Consider the following 20,734-nt stretch of genomic DNA (forward strand, 5'->3'; position numbering starts at 1 on the left):
CCTTTCATTGTTCTTACTTCAAACCCAGCACATCGGCCATGTTATAAAGCCCCGGTGCTTTCCCCTTTACGAATTTAACGGCCTCTATGGCACCAGCCACGAATACGTCGCGTGTTTTCGCGTCGTGCCTTATCTCAAGGGTCTCATACGGCGTGTCGAAAATTATCCCATGGTTCCCGACCACTTCCCCTTCACGGAACGCCTCGACCTGTACTTTCTTGCCGACAACATCCGATACGATCTTCGCCATCATCTTGGCCGTACCGCTGGGCGAATCCTTTTTATGCACGTGATGTGTCTCATCAATGCTTATATCAGAGATCGCGCCCAACGCTTTGGCGGCCTCGGCGATCATCTTGAACAACAGGTTGACCCCCACCGACATGTTCGGCGAATATACCACCGGTATATCCGAAGCGGCCGATCGTATCTTCTCCTCGGATCCGGCGTCCATCGCTGTAGTCCCGATCACGATCGCCACTCCGGCACGTCGCGCGGCCTCAAGATGGTCAAGCGTAGGACCGGGGAACGTGAATTCAATGATACAATCCACTTTCCCGCATGCTTCATCGATATCCGATGTGACCATGACACCCGTCCTGTCCGTCCCCAGGACCTCTCCGATATCCGCTCCTATGGAATCCGAGTCCGCGCTTTCTATCCCCGCGGAGATCTCGACCTCCGGGTCTTCCATGCACATGGCCGCGATACGTCTTCCCATCCTGCCACATATGCCGCTTATCCCGACCTTTATCATTTTCCCTCCGATCATCGGCCGCGTACGACCGGTGAATACCGTTATCCGACAAGCTCGTACTTGCTCAATATTTTCCTGAGCTTGTCCTTATTATCCTTTTCCATACCGCACAAAGGCATCCGCCACTCCTCCTGGACCATGCCCATCATAGCCAGGGCTGTTTTCACCGGTATGGGATTCGTCTCCATGAAAAGCCCCTTGCACAGTTCTATCATGCTGTAATGCAACTTACGGCTCTCTTCCAGTTTTCCCGCCGCGAAATGGGCGCACAGATAATGCACCATGCTCGGCACGACATTCGCCACCACGCTTACCACGCCTTTCGCCCCGATCGACATGAACGGTAATGTCATACCGTCATCACCGCTCATTACCGTGATATCACAAAGGGACAATATGTCCGCCACCTGTTGTACGCTTCCGGCAGCCTCCTTTATCGCCACGATATTATCGACCTTAGACAGACGCGCCACGGTAGCGGGACTCAGCGATATCCCCGTACGCGAAGGCACGTTGTAAAGCATTATAGGTATGGCGGCCTTAGCCGCTATCATGGAATAATGCCTGAACTGACCTTCCGGGGTAGGCTTGTTATAGTAAGGGGTTATTATGAGCGCCCCGTCACATCCGGCCTTCTTGGCGTAACATGTAAGGTCCATAGCCTCGGAAGTGGAGTTGGACCCCGTACCGGCCACTACCGGCACTCTTTTGTTCACCGTCTCAACGGTTATATCCATAAGCCGTTTCTGTTCCGTAGTGGTAAGCGTCGCCGCCTCACCGGTGCACCCGCACGGCACGATGCCATCGGTACCGTTCTCTATCTGGAACTCGATCAAACGTCGAAAAGTATCTTCATCCACTTTTCCATCTTTGAACGGGGTTACCAGAGCAACATAAGATCCCTTGAACATGATATGTTCCCCTTTCCTGAGAGCCTCAGCCCTTTATCGTATCCTTACGCTTTTCCTTCATATACAATTCGCGCTTCTCCCTCGAGACGCACGTTCGAGACCTTATCCGCGGATATCTTGAAATGTACCCTGAGCTTCTCTCCGCTTTGAGTAAGCATCTCAACGGGGCTTTTAACATACCCCAAAAGACCCAGCACCACGGCGGAGGCGACCGTACCAGTGCCACAGGCCAGCGTCTCGTCCTCTACTCCTCTTTCGTATGTCCTTATGCGGGCTGAATCCCCGGCCACATCTCCCACAAAATTCACGTTCGTGCCGTCGGGCTCAAAAAAACTGTGTGTCCTTATCGCCCGGCCCGCGCCCGTCACATCGTAGCCCTCGACATCCTCGACCAGATGGACAACATGCGGGACCCCGGTATTAAGGGAATGCAGGATCATCATGTTCTTTCCCACACCCAGTTTTATCCCCATACGGACATCCTTCGGGTCTCCCATCTTTATGGAAACCTCGCGGCCGCTGGTCTTCGTAGAGAGTATCCCCGCCCGTGTCTCCACGTCAAGCTCATCTCCCCATCCGGCCCTGCAAGCGTAATAAGCGCTGCACCTGAGACCGTTACCGCACATATCCACTTCGGACCCGTCAGGATTGATTATCCTCATCTTGAAGTCCGCCTTGTCGGACCTTTCCAGGACAAGCAGTCCATCGGCCCCCACCGACACCCTGCGCCGGCACAGGTCCCTGGCTATCTGCCCATAATCCAGTTCCCGGACATCCAGCTCCCCGGCCTTATTGTCGATGACGATGAAATCATTACCCGTACCTACGACTTTTGTAAAACATATATCGTGTTTCATGCTCATTTCAGCTCTTTCATTATTTTTTCACCGCGGACAAGGTCCTTATATGTCTCGGCCGGCCTTATAAGCCTTACAGCCCCGTCCATGACCATAAGTTCCGCTACACGCGGTCGTGAGTTGTAATTCGACGACATGGAGAACCCGTAAGCGCCCGCGCCCATGACAGCCAGGCACTCACCGGGAATAAGTTCCTGCAAGTCCCTGTCTAGCGCGAGATAATCCCCGCTTTCGCATATAGGCCCGACCACGTCGTATTTCTCCATATCCGTCTTACGCAGCGTTACCGGAAGGATCTCGTGATAAGCTTCATAAAGACTTGGCCTCAAAAGGTCGTTCATGCCCGCGTCGACTATAGCGAACTTCTTCCCCGTCGCTCCCGTCTTTACATAAAGCACTTTGCACACAAGCACACCGCTATTGCCGGCTATGAACCTGCCCGGCTCAAGTATTATGCGGAACGGCTTGTCCTTGACAAGCGGTACGATATGCGCCGCGAAATCCGCCGCGGTAGTAGTTTTTTCCTTCCCGTACACTATGCCGAACCCTCCGCCCAGGTCCAGCCATTCGATATTTATATTGCTCTTTTCGATAAAAGCGAGCACCTTGGTTATCGCTGACACGAAAGGCGCCGGGTCCGTGATCTGTGATCCTATGTGTACATGCAATCCCTTCAGGTCGACATGCGAATATTTATTGTCATTGTCAAAGATCTCCTCGGCAACATCAAGGGCTATCCCGAACTTCTTCTCTTTAGTCCCGGTCGTTATGTAATCATGAGTATCGGCCTTCACATCAGGGTTCACCCTTAATGCTACCGGCGCCCTCACCCCCAGCCTGTGAGCCACGGAATCTATCATTATGAGCTCGGATACGGATTCGACATTAAAAAGCAGTATCCCTTTCTTCAAGGCTTCCTTGATCTCTTCTTCGGTCTTCCCGACACTGGCGTAAACGATCTTCCCGTAAGGGCATCCTACCTTATCCGCCTTGAAAAGCTCTCCTCCGGACACTATATCCAGACCTGCCCCTTCCTTGACCAGCGCCCTGCATATGTTAAGGTTGGAATTCGACTTCATCGAAAAACATATGAGGGGGTTCACCTCAGCGAAAGCATCCCGTATACGCCTGTAGTGGTCCACTATGGTCCTGTAGCTATAAAGATAGAACGGTGTTGGATATTCCTTTATTATATCCGTCAAAGGCATATCCTCACATCCCAGGACACCGTCACGATAATTAAAATGATGCACTTTGCCTCCCTATCCTCTTAGCTTTTTCTTCCACCTGGCCACTTCTTTCCTGACCCTTTCCGGGTTAGTACTACCATATGTCTTCTTATTGCTGACGGAAGTATGCGGGTCAAGCAAGGCGAGGACATTTCCGTCCAATTCGACAGAAAAACTTTTCAGTTCTTCCGGTGAAAGCCCTGATATCTCCGTACCCTTGTCCAGGCAGTACCTGACCATTTTACCCACTATATCATGGGCCTCCCGAAATGGCACTTTTTTGCCGACAAGATATTCCGCGATATCCGTAGCGTATATAGCCTCATTATCGAGAGCCCTGACCATGGCCTCTTTATTGACCTTTATCGTTTCGGCAAGCCCCCTGAACATGGATAGCGATGATACCACCGTCTCAACGGATTCGAAAAGCGGTTTCTTGTCCTCCTGCAGGTCCCTGTTATACGTATGCGGCAGCCCCTTCATCAGTACCAGTATGGAATTCAAGGCGCTTATGACCTGGGCCGATTTCCCCCGTATGAGCTCCAGCACATCCGGGTTCCTTTTCTGGGGCATAAGGGAGCTTCCCGTACAATAATCCGCCCCTATCTCGACAAAACCGAATTCAGGGATACTATATAGTATCATGTCCTCCGCGAACCTTGAAAGATGCACGGATATGATGGAAAGGGCCGCGATGAATTCCGCTATAAAGTCCCTGTCACTGACCGAATCCAGGCTGTTGTCCGAGACCTTTCCGTATCCCAATTTTTCTGAGACAAAGTCCCGGTCAAGGTTAAGCGCCGACCCTGCCAGCGCGCCGGATCCCATAACACACATATCCGACCTCTTGAAGGCGTCGACCACCCTGCCTTTATCCCTCTCAAGCATCTCCACATAGGCCAGGACCAGATGGGACAAAAGTATAGGCTGTGCCCTGTTGAGATGCGTATATCCCGGGAGGATCACGTCGCCGGACCTCTCAGCCATAAGCACGAAAGATACCTGCAGTTCTTTTATCGCGTCCTCTATCCGTACAGCGCTATCCCTCAGATACAGCCTTACATCATTAACGATCTGTTCGTTCCTTGACCGGCCCGTATGAAGCTTCTTGGACGCTTCAGGCGCTTTTTTCTCTATATATCCCTGTATGGCGGAATGTATATCTTCGGAATCGGCGGGATCGAAGTTCCCTTCCTTTACCTCATTAAAAAGACCATCCAGGACCGAGATAAGTTCTTCATGCTCCGCCTTGGAAAGTATCCCCGCCTTTTCCAACATATCCACGTGGACCTTGCTGCTCACACAGTCGTAAAGGGCAAGCACCCTGTCTACGCCCAGGCTCGAGGTGAACCCCAGCACATCCGGGTTCATCTCCTTGCCGGTGAACCTTCCTCCCCATAATTTAGCAGCCATGACACTTTCTCCTTCCGATTCTCGGACGTCATCCCACGGTTATTTCTTATACGGCATCGCCCAAAGGTCTATGAACCCCTTGGCCAGCGACTGGTCGAAACGGTCGCCCTCGCCATATGTAGCCAGTTCTTTCTTGTAAATAGAGAACCGGCTTTTCCTGCCACATGCTTTAACGCCACCCTTGTAGAGCTTAACTTTCACCTCTCCCGTAACATTCTTCTGCGTCCTGTCGATCAAGGCATCCATAGACTCCCTCAGGGGGGTGAACCATAGACCGTTATATATCAGTTCCGAATATTTAACGGACATAACGCGTTTATAACTTCTTACCTCACGATCAAGGACCATTTCTTCCAGGGCTGAATGAGCCTCATAAAGTATGGCCGATCCCGGGGCCTCATATATCTCCCGGCTTTTTATCCCGACCAGCCTGTCCTCGATCATATCTACCCTGCCTACTCCATGCCTGGCCCCTATCGCGTTCAGTTTCGCCACCAGTTCCACCGGGCCGTACGTTCTCCCGTTGACAGACACCGGCACGCCTTTGGCGAACCCCACGGTCACGTATTCCGCCTTGTTCGGCGCCTTTTCCGGTTTTGATATCGTTATGTACGTATCGTCCGTCGGCTCGAACCACGGGTCTTCCAGCTTACCCCCCTCGATACTGATACCCCAGACGTTCACGTCTATACTGTAAAGCTTCTTCTTCGTCTGTTCGATAGGCACTTTGTGTTTTTTAGCGTAATCTATCTCTGATTCCCTGGTGGTAAGTTCCCATTCCCTGACGGGCGCGACCACCTCAAGGTCCGGGGCTTTCACATGGAACGTGACCTCGAACCTTACCTGGTCGTTCCCCTTGCCGGTACACCCGTGCGCCACAGCCGACGCTTTTTCTTTCCTTGCGAAATTCACCATGCCTTCGGCTATTATTGGCCGGGACAGGGCCGTCGCGAGATTGTACTTACCCTGGTAAAGCGCCCCCGCCCTGAGTGAACGGAACGCGTATTCTTCCACGAATTTCTTTTTAAGGTCGTCTACCACGCATTTTTTCGCGCCTATCGCGAGCGCCCTTTTACGCGCGCGCTCATTGTCACTGCCCTGGCCCACATCGCCCATATAACAGACCACTTCATATCCCCGGTCCATAAGCCACCTGATTATCACTGAGGTATCGAGCCCGCCCGAATAAGCCAGTACTATCTTTTTTTTGGACATTTCTTCTCCTTGTGGATTTGTGTAAGGACTATTTCCGCCCCAACAAGCTGAGCAATACCGCCTTCTGGACATGAAGACGGTTCTCCGCCTGATCGTATATTATGGAATTCTTTCCGTCTATCACATCCTCGCTTATTTCCTCTCCCCTGTGCGCCGGCAGGCAATGCATGACGAAAGCGTCCTTTTTTGCCGAGCTCATCAGTTCCTCGTTCACCTGAAAACCGGCAAAATCCCGTATCTTTTCGGCCTTTTCATGTTCCTGCCCCATACTTACCCACACATCGGTGTAGACCACATCGCTACCCGCCACCGCCTTTTTCGGGTCATCATATACTTCTACGGACGATCCGTTGGAGGAAGCCGTCTTCTGGGCCTCGGCGAGTATATCTTTTGCCGGGGCATATCCCTTGGGAGTAGCTATCCTGAGATCGACGCCTGTTTTCGCGCACACAAGCATCAGGGAATTAAGCACGTTATTGCCATCGCCGACATAGGACATGGTAACGCCCTTCATGCGGCCGAACTTCTCCTTCACCGTGAAAACATCGCTTAACGCCTGGCACGGGTGGGCCAGGTCCGAAAGGCCGTTTATCACTGGCACATCGGAATATTTCGCCAGGTCCTCCACGTCCTTGTGAGAGAACACCCTTGCCACCATACCATCAACATACCTGGAGATCACTCGCGCAACGTCCTTCACCGACTCTCTTTCGCCCATCTTTATCTCCCTGGGGCTAAGATAAAGCACGTACCCTCCCAGGTGTACCATAGCAACTTCGAACGATACCCTTGTCCTGTTAGACGGCTTCTGGAATAAAAGGGCCAGCGTCTTATCCTTGAAAACCTTCTTTTTGGATAGCGGCGCTTTCTTCAGTTTGGCGGCCGAACGCATGAGCCCCATTATGTCACTGGTGGTCATCTCTTGTATGGTAATAAGGTCTTTTGACATCATATTGCCTCCAGAACTTTTGATAGTTTGTCCAAAGCTTCGTCTATTTCTTCCTCTGTAACGGTGATAGGAGGCATTATCCTCAGGATATTTTTCTGGGTGCAATTTATGAGAAGGCCCTCTTTAGCGCATTTTCCCGGTACAGCTGTCGCGTCCTCCATGTTCATCACGACACCCAGCATCAGCCCCAACCCCTTTATCTGCCCTATAAGGCCACAGTCCTTTGACAGCTTCTCCAGTGACGCCCTGAGGTACGCCCCCATCTTCCTGGCGTTATCCAGGAGCGCTCCTTCCTCTATCGCGTCAAAAACACCGAGGCCCGCGGCGCACACAACAGATCCTCCGCCAAAAGTCGAGGCGTGGGTCCCCGCGGTCAGCACTTCCGAGAACTTCGTCCCGGCCACCATCGCGCCTATAGGCAGGCCACCTCCGAGCGATTTCGCCAGGGTCATCACATCGGGCTCTATCCCGAAATTCTTATAAGCGAACATCTCCCCGGTCCGCCCCATGCACGTCTGCACCTCATCCAGCATGAGGAGTACGTCATTATCCGTACAAAGGTCCCTTAGCTCCCTCATATAGGACACATCCGGGACATTTATCCCTCCCTCGCCCTGCACCGGTTCTAACAGCACCGCTACCGTCCGGTCGGTGAACGCGTTCCGTACGGCGTTAATATCGTTGAACGGCACATGACGGAACCCTTCAGGAAGCGGGCTGAAACCCTTCTTGACCTTATCCTGTCCTGTGGCGGTTATAGTGGCGAGCGTCCTTCCATGGAACGACCTTTCCATCGTTATTATCTCGAACCTCGACGGATTCCCGTACTTCCTCGCGAGCTTTATAGCCGCTTCGTTGGCCTCGGCGCCGGAATTGGCGAAGAACACCTTGCCGGGGAACGAATTCTCTATTATCCTTTTGGCCAGTACAGGCTGAACATCGTTGAAATAATTGTTTGAGACATGCAGTATGCGTCCCAACTGCCGGTTGATACCGTCCAGCACTTTGGGATGCCTGTGTCCTATTCCGCTTACGGCCCATCCCGGAAAAAAATCCAGGTACTTTTTGCCGTCGACATCTTCCACATAACTGCCCTCACCCTTGACGAGACATATCCCCTCATAGGTGTAAGTGGCCATCACATACTTGCCGTAAAGTTCTTTTATCTCATCTGTATTCATTTTCCCCCCAGAACGGTCCGCTAGCAGGGTCATCCCTGGACTATCTCGGTACCGATACCTTTATCCGTGAACATCTCAAGAAGCAACGCGTGGGACAGATTGGCGTCAACAATATGGGCCTTTCTTACATTGCCCCGCAACGCGTGTAGACACGCCTTCACCTTAGGCACCATGCCTCCCTTGACCACTCCGGTCTGCATAAGATGCTCGACCGTTTCCATCGTTATGGAGTGGAATATCGAATCGGGATCGGACTGATCCCGAAGAACGCCCCTTACATTGGTCAGGACAACGAACTTTTCCGCGTTCAAGGCTATGGCGATATTACTGGCAGCCTCATCGGCGTTAATGTTATAAAGCATATTGTCCTTACCTTTTCCCACAGGACAGATCACGGGTATTATGTTGGTCTCTATAAGCCTGTTAAGTATGGTAGTATCCACGGCTTCGACGCTGCCTACATATCCCAGGTCCGGACCGTCGCGTTTGACCGCCCTCACCATATTGTTCTCCTTGCCGCTAAGCCCGAAGGATTCACCGCCAAAATCGTTTATCTCCTGTACGAGCTTGGAGTTGACCTCCATAAGTACGGAATCCACCACTCCCATAGACCTCTCACACGTTACCCTGAGACCGTCAACGAACTTGGTCTCGATATCGGATTCCTGGAGTTTCTTGGTTATGTTAGGTCCCCCGCCATGTACCAGTACGGGCCGCATGCCCGCGTACTTCATGAATACGATATCCTGCAGTATCATCTTGCGCGAAGCGTCATCATGGAGTGAGCTGCCACCGAACTTTATCACTACCACTTTGTTATAGAACTTCTTTATGTATGGCAGCGCTTCTATGAGCACTTCACTTTTCTTTATCGCGTTCTCCATGCATGTCTCCTAATATAGGAGCGGACCCGTCGCCCGCTCATGTTGTATAATAAGAGTTCAACGTTATGTATTTTTTCGATATATCGCAGGAATACACCACATGCTCCGCGCTACCCGCGCAAAGATCCACCTCTATGGTGACATCCCTGCCCTTGAACACTTTCGACGTTCTCCTCTTCGCGCGCGTGGCGAATCTGCCATTCTTATAAAAGGTGACGCCATCCAACCGTATTACCATCTTTTCCGGGTCGACCTTGACGCCGCTGGCGCCTATGCTTGACGCTACCCTCCCCCAGTTAGGGTCCCCGCCCAGTACGGCACACCGCACAAGAAGGGAACTGGCTATGGCTTCCGCCGCTTTCTTCGCGTCCCTTTTCGTGACCGCTCCTTTTACCCGGGTCTCGATCATCTTAGTCGCGCCCTCTCCATCCCGTACTATCATCTTAGCGAGGGCAAGCATGACCTCCCCGATGTTCTTTGTGAACACGTCAAGGGCCCTGCCGGGGCCGGTTATAGACCTGTTCCCGGCCGCGCCGTTGGCCATGACTATCACCGAGTCGTTAGTGCTCATATCACCGTCCACGGTTATGGCGTTGAAAGAATCCGCTACCCGTTCCCGCAGGGCCCCTTCCAGCGCCTTACGCGTGATATCCACGTCCGTAACGATATAACAAAGCATGGTGGCCATGTTAGGCTGTATCATACCGGCGCCTTTGGCTATCCCGGATATAGTTACCTCCTTGCCACCACACTTGAATTTCCTGACCTCGATCTTGTTGAACCCGTCAGTAGTACTTATCCCTTCGGCTGCGTCCCCGAGCCCTTCACGGGACAACGCTTTTATGAGCTTTTTCATCCCACCAAGTATCTTCCTGATAGGCATGAACTGGCCTATTATGCCCGTGGATGACACCAATACTGAATTTTCCGGCACATCCAGGAGTTCCGCCGTCCTGGTGGCCATGGCCTCGGCATCCTTTATGCCGCGCTGACCTGTCATACAATTCGCGTTCCCGCTGTTCACCACTACCGCCCTTACGGGCACTTGCGCCGCTAGTTTTCTCTCACAAACTATGACAGGCGCGGCCTTCATCGTGTTGGTCGTGAACATACCGGCCGCGTTACACGGATAAAGAGAGAAAATAAGCGCGAGGTCCTTGCGCTTCTTCTTGACCCCGGAATGTATCCCGGATGCCATGAACCCTTTGGGAAGAAGAAAATGCTCCATCATCCACCTTAATTTATATGCTTTGAGAACGTTCCCTGATCCACGCCCCGTCGGCACCACGCCCCGGGACTATATCAATCCGTCCGTCTCTTTCAGCCCGGACATTATGTTCATGTTCTGTACGGCCTGGCCGCTGGCCCCTTTGAGCAGGTTATCAATAACAGAGACTATGATCAGCATGCCCCTGGCGACCTTTATGCCGATGTCGCAGAAGTTCGTACCTGCCGCGCCGGCTATATCAGGCATTACCCCTTCGGGCATAAGCCTGACAAAAGGCTCATTCCCATAGGCCGCCTGGAACATCTCCCGCAAGTCCTTTTCCGGCGGTAATCCCTTATGCTCGACATATATGGTCGAAAGGATACCCCTCCTTACGGGCAAGAGATGCGGAACAAAATTCACTTTTATCTCTCCCTCAGCCGCCAACGACAATATGGATTCCATTTCCGGTATATGCTGGTGGGCGTTCTCCTTATAACTTTTGAAATTACCGTCCACCTCGGTAAAGGAAAGCTCGACGGCGGATTTCCTTCCGGCTCCGGAAGCCCCGCTCTTGGAATCGACTATCACGGTAAGCCCGAGTTCCGACAACATCTTAGCGATGGGCATAAGTCCGAGGATCACACTTGTAGGATAACATCCCGGGTTAGCCACCAGTGAAGCGCCACCGATATTTTTCCTGTTCATCTCCGGAAGGCCATAAACAGCCGAACTTATGTTCTTTTTGTCCCCGTGCTCGATCCCGTAATGGCTGGCATATACATCCGCGTTAAGACGGTAATCGGCGCTAAGGTCCACGACCTTAACTCCCCTCTCCAGGAATTGCGGAGCGACTTGCATGGACACGGTGTGTGGCAGCGCAAGGAATACCAGGTCACTGCCCTCGGACACCTCGTCCACATCCAGTTTTTTGCAGTAAAGCTCCGTCCGCCCCGCGAACCTCCGATAAACATCGGCGTATCTTGTCTCTTTATCGAACCTTGCCGTAAGAAAAGATATGTCAGTTCCCGGATGCTTTAGAAGGAGGTCCACCAGTTCCTGCCCGGAATACCCGGTAGCTCCGACCACCGATACCTTGACCATTTTGTCTCCTTTTCGCCTCATATAAATACCCCGTGCCTAGTGATAATTAATTATAACTAACATGTATAGTTTGGGTTATATATAATAAGCCTTTGGTGTGAAACACAAGTATAAGATAAATATTATTTGATGTCAATCAAAAACCCATGACAGCCCGGTCACGTTCCACCGCGGGAACGCTATAAAAAAAGGCGGACCATTTTTCAATGATCCGCCAGCGAGCTCAACGCCTTTTCCACCGGGAAGTACGGGCAGAAAAGAACTATCTCTTAGAGAACTGGAATCTTTTGCGTGCTCTTTTACGACCGTACTTCTTACGTTCTTTCGCTCTTGGGTCCCTGGTAAAGAAACCGGCCTTTTTAAGCTTGAGGCGCAGGCTCTCATCTGCCTTCAAAAGCGCCCTTGATATACCCAACCTCAAGGCCCCCGCCTGACCGCTTATCCCACCGCCATCTATCGTGGCCAGTACGTCATATTTTCCCTGCAGGCCAGCGAGCTTGAACGGCATCATTACATCAATGCGGTGTGTCTCTCTGGGGAAGTATTCCTCAAACTCGCGTTTGTTGATCTTGACCTTACCCGTCCCGGGTCTGAGCCTTACCCTGGCTACAGACTCTTTTCTTCTCCCGACGGCCACGAACTCAATAAGTTGTTCCATTTATTAGCACCTCTTGTTATATCTTTTTTTCAACCGGTTTCTGCGCCGTATGAGGATGCGCCTCACCAACATACAGCTTAAGTCTCTTCATCATCCTGTCCCCGAGCCTGTTCTTCGGAAGCATACCCTTGACCGCGTGCCTCAGTATATGTTTCGGGTGTTTCTCCTGCATATCCGAATAAACGGTCACTCTCTGCCCTCCGGGATATCCCGAGAATCTTTTGTATTCCTTCTGAAGGCTCTTCTTGCCCGTTATCTTGATCTTTTCGCAGTTAAGGACAACAACACCTGCTCCATTATCAACATGCGGGGTAAAATCAGTACGGTACTTCCCTTTCAACAGGGTCGCGATAGCCGTAGCCGCCCTGCCCAGCACTTTGCCCTGGACATCAACAACGAACCATTCGTGACAGGTTTCCTCATTTTTTACCATTTTAGTCATCTTCATGTGCGATCCATCCTCAATGATCATTTATAAATATAATAAGATCAGGCACCATATGTCATAACACCGAAATGCCAAATAGAGTTGTAAAATTAACATATTTAATAAGGTTTGTCAAGCTGAAAAATATATTAACCGTGTGGCAGGGCATCGGGACCTCCCTCCACGGGAAAGACGGAGAACCTTTGTCCCGGCGGGATATGTCCTGGGCTTGATGTTATCCCCTTGCGAGCATCACTTACCGATCACATTTTCGTATAACGCCCTCACCTGGTCCTTATAATACCGGTTGAACACCGATTTGAGTTCGGTCTCCCGTACGTTCTTTCGGAGAAAATCGCTTCTTTTCTTGTTCTTACGGCGTTGTTCTACCAGGGTCACCTTGTGTGAATAGTTCTTTTTCATCCGTATCCCCCCTTATCCTTCTTGGCAAAGACCACGGTACCGTCATCCCTCACCTCAAATATCACTTTATCCCTGCTTTGTATCTGGAAATAATCCTGTAAGACCTTGGGAATGAAGATCTGTCCCCGGTCTGAAACTGTTGCCTTGAACTCAAAACGCGGTTTGCGCATAACGAATAACCTCCAACAAGTATAAAACAAGTATATAACAAGTATTTATACTTGTCAATAAAACATAAGACTATTTTTTGGAATAAGTTACAAGATATTATTTTGGAAATTAGATAGTGAAAATGACCTACATATGACGTTCAGAACGCGAGGATCAGTATCTCACTTCGACAAGGAACAGCCCTTTGGCAGGCGCAGTGGGACCGGCGTGTACCCTATCCTTTTTCTCCAGTATGGCCTTCATGCTGCCCGGGGGGAGGTATCCCCTTCCGATATCCACCAGCGTACCCACTACGTTACGTACCATATTGTACAGGAACCCGTCGCCCTTAACGGTCACGTGCACGTTCTTCCCGGCCTTACGGATACTTATACCGGATATGGTCCGCACGGCCCCCCTTTCGATCTTGTCCTTTGCCTGAAATGACTTGAAATCATGTTTGCCCAGAAGCGCCCTGGACTCCTTCCGCATAAGAGCGATATCCAGCCGGTATGGCACCCTCCAGGAATATTTCTCGATAAAAGGGTCCCTCTGGCGCGAGTTGAAGATATGATATGTATATTTCTTAGAGACCGCGCTGAAACGTACGTGGAAATCGGCATCGACCTCTTCCGCCGAGATGACCGAGATGGTCTCAGGCAATACCGGATTTAGCGCGAGAGGCAACTTTTCCACGGGTATGGTGTGCGAGGTCTTGAACCCGACCACCTGGCCAAGCGCGTGTACACCCGAATCCGTGCGGCTGGCCCCATGTACCCTGTGCTTACGCCCCAGCACCCGCCCTAGCGCGCGTTCCATCATTTCCTGTACGGTCAGGCCGTTATCCTGGAATTGCCATCCCTTGTAGTCCGTACCGTCATAGGCGATCACAAGTTTAATGTTACGCATGATATGTCAAACAGCCCACGGCTCACAGGCCGATCAATTTCTCGGCTATCTGTATAGCGTTAAGCGCGGCACCCTTCCGGAGATTGTCCGCGACGACCCACATATTAAGACCGTTCTCGACCGACCCGTCCTCGCGTATCCTCCCGACGAACACCTCATCCTGCCCTTCAACATCTATCGGCATGGGATACTTACCACCTTCGGGGTCATCCACCACTTTCACTCCCGGGAAATCACCTATCAAGCTCATTGCCTCGGCGCGGGACACCTTTTTCTCGGTCTCGATATTGACGCTTTCGGAATGTGCGTAGTACACCGGTACCCGCACACAGGTAGAAGTAAGTTTAAGCCCGGGCAGCTCCATTATCTTACGCGTCTCGTGCACCATTTTCATCTCTTCTTTTGTATAGAGATCATCCAGGAAAACGTCTATCTGCGGGATAACGTTATACGCTATCTGATGCGCGAACCTGCTTATCATCTCCGGCGGCACGGTATGCTCTCCGATGCCATAATGAGAATCTTTTTTTGCCAGCCTCGTCACCTGGGATTCCATCTCAAGTATGTTCTGTTGTCCCGCCCCCGATACCGATTGGAACGTGGTGACCACCACTCTCCTGATCGGAGCCACATTATTTATGGCGCATAAAGGAAGGACCATCTGGATAGTGGAACAGTTCGGGTTCGCGATTATACCCTTGTGGCGTTCAATGGCGTGCGGGTTCACTTCCGGCACCACAAGCGGAACGTCCTTGTCCATACGAAAAGCGCTGGAGTTATCCACGCATACCGCGCCCGCCCTTACCGCGTGCGGCAGGAACTCCTTGCTCCTGGTCGCGCCGGCGGATGCCAGTACGATGTCGATACCATCGAAGGACTCCTCGTTCAGCACGCGCACTTCTATCCCCCGGCCCTTGAAATCCAGTTTCCTGCCCTGTGACCTTTCGCTGGCCAGCAATCGCAGCTCATCTATTGGAAAACCTCTTTCCTCAAGTATCCAGAGGAACTGGGTCCCCACCGCGCCGGTGGCCCCCATTATCGCTACATTATACTTACTCTTCTTCTTCAACATATAACCTGCCATTCTTGTTTATTTTAACGCCTTAACTACCATATCTCCTATTTCCGAGGTCGAATGGCCCATCTGGGCGGCTCTCATGCTCTTCATCTTAGGAGTAACATCGGCTATAGCTTTTTCGATCGACGCGGCGGCCTTGGCCTCCCCGAAAGACGCCAGCATCATGCCCGCCGACCCTATGGCCGCCAGCGGATTTATCTGATTCTTGCCGGTGAAGTTCGGCGCGGTACCACCTATCGGCTCGAACATGGACACTCCTTCCGGGTTGATATTCCCTCCGGCGGCGATGCCCAGCCCACCCTGTATTACAGCGGCAAGGTCCGTTATTATGTCCCCGAACAAATTATCGGTAACTAACACATCGAATTTTTCGGGACACTCTATCATATATAATGTCATCGCGTCGACATGCACATAATCCCTCTCGATATCGGGGTACTCATTCTTCCCTATCTCGTTGAACGCCCTGTCCCACAGGTCGAACGCGTATGTAAGCACGTTGGTCTTCCCCACAAGGGTGAGCTTCTTTTTCCTGTTACGCTTCCTCGTATGATCGAAAGCGTACCTCAGGCATCTTTCCACTCCTTTACGCGTATTTATGGAGGTCTGTATCGCGACCTCGTCCGGTGTCCCTTTCTTCAGGAATCCGCCTGAACCGGTATACGCCCCTTCTGTATTCTCACGCACGACCACGAAATCTATATGTTCCGGCCCTTTTTCCTTTATCGGCGTATATACGTTGGGATACAGTTTTACCGGCCTCAGGTTTATATACTGGTCCAGCTCGAACCTTAACTTCAGGAGTATGCCGCGCTCCAGTATCCCGGGCTTGACGTCGGGATGCCCTATGGCCCCAAGATACATGGCGTCATATTTCCTGAACTCATCAACAGCTCCTTCCGGCAATACTTCCCCGGTCCGGAGGAACCTTTCCCCGCCGTAATCGAATTCCGTGAACTCCATTTTTATGCCATAAAGCGCGCATACGGCATCCAGCACCTTACGTCCTTCCCTTATGACCTCCGGTCCGGTACCATCACCCGGCAGGACAGCTATCTTATACATATTCTTCCTTTCCGCTCGCTGCGGCGCTCTTCATCGTTATTTTTTCTTCTTGGCGTACGACATCAACCCGCCCGCCTTGATGATGTCCTTTATGAACTTCGGCAGGACATCGGACTTATATTTACGCTTCTGTCCGGATCTTGTTATCTCACCCTTGTCAAAATCGATATCAGTTATGATATCGCCCTCCTTGAGCCCATCGGCGGCTTCCGGGCTGGTAAGTATCGGGAGTCCTATGTTTATGGAGTTACGGGAAAAGATCCGGGCGAAACTCTTGGCGATCACGCATGATACTCCCGCGGCCTTTATACACATAGGCGCGTGCTCCCTTGATGAGCCGCATCCGAAATTGTCTCCCGCGACGATAACATCCCCTTCTTTCAGTTTTTTCACGAATTCGGGATCCGCGTCCTCCATACAGTGTTTCGCGAGCTCCACAGGATCGGACGAGTTCAGGTATCGTGCCGGAATTATTTCATCGGTATTAACATCATTGCCGAATTTATGCACTTTGGCTTTAAGGTCCATATATCTCCTTTTCCGTCACAGGTCAGAGGGATGCGTTATCCGTCCCTTTACCGCGCTGGCGGCCGCTACGGCCGGGTTAGAAAGATAAACAAAACTTTTCGGGTGCCCCATGCGGCCCACGAAATTCCGGTTGGTGGTCGATATCGCCGTCTCGCCTTCGGCCAATATGCCCATATGCCCGCCTAGACATGGCCCGCAGCTGGGAGTACAGAACACCCCGCCCGCGCGTATGATGGTCTCCGCGTATCCCTCATCCACGGCTTCCTCGTATATGGCCTGTGTCGCCGGTATCACTACCAGTCTGGTATTCGGGTCAGTCTTCTTGTTCTTCAGGACAGCGGCCGTGGTCTTGAGGTCACTTATCCTGCCGTTAGTACATGAACCTATGACGACCTGGTCCACTTTGACATCCTTATAATCCCTTACCGGTTTACCGTTGGAAGGAAGATGCGGGGCCGCCACGACCGGCTCCAGTTTTGACACGTCATATTCCCTCACATCGGAATATACCGCGTCCTTATCACTCGAGTAAAGCTTATAGGTCTTCCGCGACGGTTTATACTTCCGGATCGCGGCCTTCACATATTTTTCGGTTATCTTGTCCGGCGCTATCACCCCGTTCTTTGCCCCGGCCTCTATCGCCATGTTACACATGGAGAACCTGTCATCCATCTCAAGCGTTTCTATGGCGCTACCCGTTATCTCCAGAGCCTTTCCAAGTGCCCCGGCCACCCCGAGATCGGATATGGCGTGCAAGATAAGGTCCTTCCCCGTGACCCATTTTCGGGGTTTACCCGTGAACCGGAGAAGTATGGTCTCCGGGACTTTCAGCCAGCACTCCCCAAAAGCCATGGCGTAAGCCAGGTCCGTACTACCCATCCCCGTAGTGAACGCGCCTAAAGCCCCGTGCGTACACGTATGTGAATCCGCTCCTATTATCAGGTCACCCGGGAGCACTAATCCCCTTTCCGGCAAAAGAGCGTGTTCTACCCCCATTTGGCCCAGCTCAAAATAATTGGATATCCCGAACTCACGGCAGAAATCCTTGAGTATTTTCGCCTGATTAGCGCTCTGCATATCTTTAGCGGGTAAAAAATGGTCGGGCACAAGTACTATACGATTCTGGTTAAATACTTTTTTCAGGCCCAATTCCCGGAACTCTCTTATGGCTATTGGACTTGTGATATCATTACCCAGGCACAGATCTATATTAGCCATTACATAATCACCCGGCGCTATATCCTTCATGCCCGGCAGATGAGCTAATAATATTTTTTCGGTTATTGTATGACCCATGTTACCTCGCTTTATGGTTATATACCTTGACCTGAATGGTCAGTTTACCAAATTTTAAAACTAAAATCAATGAGTTTAAACCGGCCTGTACGGAGGGCTTACGCCTTATCAGATCATGGGTATGGCCGAAAGTAATGTCTTTGTGTACGGATGCCTGGGAGCGCGGTACAGGGTCTCCCTATCCGCCTGTTCGACTATCTTACCCTTGTTCAGTACCGCGACCTCGTCCGCCATGAATTCTACGACCCTAAGATCATGCGATATAAAGATATAGGTCGTCCCCATCTGCTCCTGTATATCCTTGAAAAGATTAAGTATCCCGGCCTGTATGGAAACATCCAGGCTGGATACCGGTTCATCCAGAACTATCAGCTCCGGACCATGTATTATTGCCCTTGCTATCGCTATCCTTTGCCGTTCTCCGCCAGAGAACTCATGTGGGAATTTTTCCTCGATCCCCGGGCGGGAGAGCCGCACCCTGCCCAAGGCTTCCGACACCATTTTCCGCCTGTCGGTTTTGTTCATACCTTTTATGAACAGGGGTTCCCCTACTATGTCCCCGACCGTCATCCTCGGGTTAAGGGAATTGTACGGGTCCTGAAAGACCATATCCAGGCTACAATTCACGGTTATCTTCCCCTCATCCGGCATGATCACCCCCGTGATCATGCGTGCAATGGTGGATTTTCCTGATCCGGATTCCCCCACTATACCGAAGGTCCCGCCTCTTCGCACGACAAGGTCTATACCATCCACCGCGCGGATGACCCTGTCATGTCCCGGGATGGCCGTGTTCCCGGATCTTCGAAAAACTTTACTTACGCCGATCGCCTCAACTAATATATCCATTAGAACCTTTCATCTCAGGCAGCCTCTTCCTGGCATCCCCGATCCTGGGTATGCTCTCCAAAAGAGCCCTGGTGTAAAAATGGTCCGGAGAGGACAAGACCTTGTCCACCGGACCTTTTTCCACTATCCCGCCTTTGAACATGACAAAAACATCATCCGCCATCATCTTTACCAGGGAAAGATCATGCGTTATGAAAAGTATCCCCACACCGTACGAACGCTGTAGTTCCCTTACCAGTGACAGCACTTTCATCTGGGTGGACACGTCAAGAGCGGTAGTTGGCTCATCCAATATGAGGAGTTCGGGTCCGCAGGCAAGCGCCATGGCCAGAAGCATACGCTGCTGCATCCCTCCTGAAAGTTCGTGGGGGTATTTCCTCACCGCGTCGGGAGCGAGCCCGACCATCTCCATAAGTTCCATAACACGCCGCGACACCTTCCATCGTTCTTTCGGAGCGTGCGCCAGGAGCGGTTCCGCTATCTGCTGTTCCAGCCTCATGACAGGATTAAGGACCTTGAACGGTTCCTGGAAAACCATGCCGATACGCGCTCCGCGTATAGCCCTCAAATCCCTTTCCGGTAAAGTACAGATATCAATATCACCGACCTTGATCGCGCCTTCCGTGATATCCGCCCCATACGGCAAGAGCCTGATCACTGACATGGCCGTCATGGTCTTCCCGCTACCGGACTCGCCCACAAGTGCCGTCGTCTTCCCGGCGGATACAGTAAGGCTGACGTCGGATACGACATCCCTGCTTCCTATACGGACGGTCAGTCCTTCTATGCTGAGGACATCAGGCCCCGGCGTCATCCTGGGCCTCCTTTCCCCTGTTACGGCCCACGGGGTCCAGTCTTTCCCTCAATGATTCTCCTACGAGATTAAAGCTCATGACCGTGACCAGTATGGCCATCCCGGGAAAGAACGTAAGCCACCACGCGTAATCTATATAGTTCTTCCCATAGGTTATTATGTTCCCCCAGCTTGGCATGGGTATCTGCACTCCCAGCCCCAGGAAGCTGAGAGCGCTCTCTACAAGTATGGCCGACCCGACACTCAGTGTTACACTTACATATACAGGCGCCATCGCGTTCGGCAATATATGCCGGAATATTATCCTCATATCCGGGACGTTCTGTATCCTGGCGGACATCACGAAATCCCTTTCCCTCAGGCTCAGGACCTCCGCCCGCACCAGCCTGCACAACCCCGGCCAGCTGGTGAGCCCTATGACCGCCATGACGTTCATCATATTGGGTCCAAGGAACGCTATGACCATCATGATAAGAAAGAACGTCGGAAAACAATACATTATCTCAACAAGCCGCATGATGAGATTATCCACCCATCCCCCGTAATAACCGCTGATCCCGCCCAGGACCACGCCAATGGACATCGAGATGAAAACGGCTATAAAAGCCACTGTCAGGGATATCCTGGTGCCGAACACCATGCGGCTGAACACATCCCTCCCCAGGCTGTCGGTCCCGAAAAAGTGTTCCAATGACGGAGGTTGTACCCGTGAACCGGTGGAAAGCTCCATATGGAGAGGATCATACGGCGCTATTTTAGGGGCGAATACCGCCAGGACCACCATAAGCGCGATTATCGTACCTCCTATATATACGCCGTATCTCCTCATG

The 20,734-nt window shown here is 51.7% G+C and carries 23 protein-coding genes; all 23 read right to left on the minus strand.

Annotated elements, in window-relative coordinates; translation table 11 throughout:
- Positions 1 to 13: 13 nt before the first annotated feature.
- The 23 genes from dapB to PHH49_04065 all read right to left on the minus strand — a co-directional run bounded on the left by dapB (position 14) and on the right by PHH49_04065 (position 20,733).
- Positions 14 to 757: a 4-hydroxy-tetrahydrodipicolinate reductase gene (gene dapB / locus PHH49_03955; GenBank protein MDD5488102.1), complete on the minus strand. Its 744-nt coding sequence runs from the start codon at positions 755 to 757 to the stop codon at positions 14 to 16.
- A 41-nt stretch (positions 758 to 798) separates the two neighbouring features.
- Positions 799 to 1,668 (minus strand): 4-hydroxy-tetrahydrodipicolinate synthase, encoded by an 870-nt coding sequence (dapA, locus tag PHH49_03960; protein MDD5488103.1) that lies wholly within the window; start codon positions 1,666 to 1,668, stop codon positions 799 to 801.
- Between the two features lie 44 nt (positions 1,669 to 1,712).
- Positions 1,713 to 2,531: a diaminopimelate epimerase gene (gene dapF, locus PHH49_03965; protein ID MDD5488104.1), complete on the minus strand. Its 819-nt coding sequence runs from the start codon at positions 2,529 to 2,531 to the stop codon at positions 1,713 to 1,715.
- Positions 2,528 to 3,778 (minus strand): diaminopimelate decarboxylase, encoded by a 1,251-nt coding sequence (gene lysA / locus PHH49_03970; protein ID MDD5488105.1) that lies wholly within the window; start codon positions 3,776 to 3,778, stop codon positions 2,528 to 2,530. Before lysA ends, dapF begins: the two co-directional genes overlap by 4 nt.
- Positions 3,779 to 3,787: 9 nt before the next feature.
- Positions 3,788 to 5,167 carry an argininosuccinate lyase gene (gene argH, locus PHH49_03975; protein ID MDD5488106.1) on the minus strand — a complete coding sequence of 460 codons (1,380 nt, stop codon included), beginning with the start codon at positions 5,165 to 5,167 and terminating at the stop codon, positions 3,788 to 3,790.
- A gap of 39 nt (positions 5,168 to 5,206) precedes the next feature.
- Positions 5,207 to 6,382 (minus strand): argininosuccinate synthase, encoded by a 1,176-nt coding sequence (locus tag PHH49_03980; GenBank protein MDD5488107.1) that lies wholly within the window; start codon positions 6,380 to 6,382, stop codon positions 5,207 to 5,209.
- A 28-nt stretch (positions 6,383 to 6,410) separates the two neighbouring features.
- A complete protein-coding gene (argF, locus tag PHH49_03985; GenBank protein ID MDD5488108.1) occupies positions 6,411 to 7,331 on the minus strand; it encodes an ornithine carbamoyltransferase in 921 nt (306 codons plus the stop codon).
- On the minus strand, positions 7,331 to 8,512 hold the full coding sequence (locus PHH49_03990) for an aspartate aminotransferase family protein (GenBank protein ID MDD5488109.1): 1,182 nt from the start codon (positions 8,510 to 8,512) through the stop codon (positions 7,331 to 7,333). The genes argF and PHH49_03990 overlap by 1 nt, the downstream gene beginning before the upstream one ends.
- Before the next feature lie 29 nt (positions 8,513 to 8,541).
- The gene (argB, locus tag PHH49_03995) at positions 8,542 to 9,396 is read right to left on the minus strand and encodes an acetylglutamate kinase (GenBank protein ID MDD5488110.1); all 855 of its coding nucleotides are present in this window, start codon (positions 9,394 to 9,396) and stop codon (positions 8,542 to 8,544) included.
- Between the two features lie 37 nt (positions 9,397 to 9,433).
- Positions 9,434 to 10,627 carry a bifunctional glutamate N-acetyltransferase/amino-acid acetyltransferase ArgJ gene (argJ, locus tag PHH49_04000; GenBank protein ID MDD5488111.1) on the minus strand — a complete coding sequence of 398 codons (1,194 nt, stop codon included), beginning with the start codon at positions 10,625 to 10,627 and terminating at the stop codon, positions 9,434 to 9,436.
- A gap of 66 nt (positions 10,628 to 10,693) precedes the next feature.
- Positions 10,694 to 11,707 (minus strand): N-acetyl-gamma-glutamyl-phosphate reductase, encoded by a 1,014-nt coding sequence (argC, locus tag PHH49_04005; protein ID MDD5488112.1) that lies wholly within the window; start codon positions 11,705 to 11,707, stop codon positions 10,694 to 10,696.
- Between the two features lie 262 nt (positions 11,708 to 11,969).
- A complete protein-coding gene (gene rpsI, locus PHH49_04010) occupies positions 11,970 to 12,365 on the minus strand; it encodes a 30S ribosomal protein S9 (GenBank protein MDD5488113.1) in 396 nt (131 codons plus the stop codon).
- Between the two features lie 16 nt (positions 12,366 to 12,381).
- On the minus strand, positions 12,382 to 12,813 hold the full coding sequence (rplM, locus tag PHH49_04015) for a 50S ribosomal protein L13 (GenBank protein MDD5488114.1): 432 nt from the start codon (positions 12,811 to 12,813) through the stop codon (positions 12,382 to 12,384).
- 231 nt (positions 12,814 to 13,044) lie between these two features.
- Positions 13,045 to 13,215 (minus strand): hypothetical protein, encoded by a 171-nt coding sequence (locus tag PHH49_04020; GenBank protein ID MDD5488115.1) that lies wholly within the window; start codon positions 13,213 to 13,215, stop codon positions 13,045 to 13,047.
- Positions 13,212 to 13,385, minus strand: a complete 174-nt coding sequence (locus PHH49_04025; GenBank protein MDD5488116.1) for a hypothetical protein — start codon at positions 13,383 to 13,385, stop codon at positions 13,212 to 13,214. Before PHH49_04025 ends, PHH49_04020 begins: the two co-directional genes overlap by 4 nt.
- A gap of 154 nt (positions 13,386 to 13,539) precedes the next feature.
- Entirely contained in the window at positions 13,540 to 14,274 is a 735-nt protein-coding gene (gene truA, locus PHH49_04030) for a tRNA pseudouridine(38-40) synthase TruA (protein ID MDD5488117.1), read from the minus strand.
- A 22-nt stretch (positions 14,275 to 14,296) separates the two neighbouring features.
- Positions 14,297 to 15,346 carry an aspartate-semialdehyde dehydrogenase gene (locus PHH49_04035; GenBank protein MDD5488118.1) on the minus strand — a complete coding sequence of 350 codons (1,050 nt, stop codon included), beginning with the start codon at positions 15,344 to 15,346 and terminating at the stop codon, positions 14,297 to 14,299.
- A gap of 18 nt (positions 15,347 to 15,364) precedes the next feature.
- The gene (locus tag PHH49_04040) at positions 15,365 to 16,417 is read right to left on the minus strand and encodes a 3-isopropylmalate dehydrogenase (GenBank protein ID MDD5488119.1); all 1,053 of its coding nucleotides are present in this window, start codon (positions 16,415 to 16,417) and stop codon (positions 15,365 to 15,367) included.
- A gap of 36 nt (positions 16,418 to 16,453) precedes the next feature.
- A complete protein-coding gene (locus PHH49_04045) occupies positions 16,454 to 16,945 on the minus strand; it encodes a 3-isopropylmalate dehydratase small subunit (protein MDD5488120.1) in 492 nt (163 codons plus the stop codon).
- A gap of 15 nt (positions 16,946 to 16,960) precedes the next feature.
- Positions 16,961 to 18,241, minus strand: a complete 1,281-nt coding sequence (gene leuC / locus PHH49_04050) for a 3-isopropylmalate dehydratase large subunit (protein ID MDD5488121.1) — start codon at positions 18,239 to 18,241, stop codon at positions 16,961 to 16,963.
- A 108-nt stretch (positions 18,242 to 18,349) separates the two neighbouring features.
- On the minus strand, positions 18,350 to 19,090 hold the full coding sequence (locus tag PHH49_04055) for an ATP-binding cassette domain-containing protein (protein ID MDD5488122.1): 741 nt from the start codon (positions 19,088 to 19,090) through the stop codon (positions 18,350 to 18,352).
- Positions 19,074 to 19,904 carry an ABC transporter ATP-binding protein gene (locus tag PHH49_04060; GenBank protein ID MDD5488123.1) on the minus strand — a complete coding sequence of 277 codons (831 nt, stop codon included), beginning with the start codon at positions 19,902 to 19,904 and terminating at the stop codon, positions 19,074 to 19,076. Before PHH49_04060 ends, PHH49_04055 begins: the two co-directional genes overlap by 17 nt.
- A complete protein-coding gene (locus PHH49_04065) occupies positions 19,888 to 20,733 on the minus strand; it encodes an ABC transporter permease (protein MDD5488124.1) in 846 nt (281 codons plus the stop codon). Before PHH49_04065 ends, PHH49_04060 begins: the two co-directional genes overlap by 17 nt.
- Between the last annotated feature and the right edge of the window lies 1 nt (position 20,734).

Source organism: Candidatus Omnitrophota bacterium (assembly GCA_028715965.1).
In the GTDB taxonomy this organism is placed as follows: domain Bacteria; phylum Omnitrophota; class Gorgyraeia; order Tantalellales; family Tantalellaceae; genus JAQUQS01.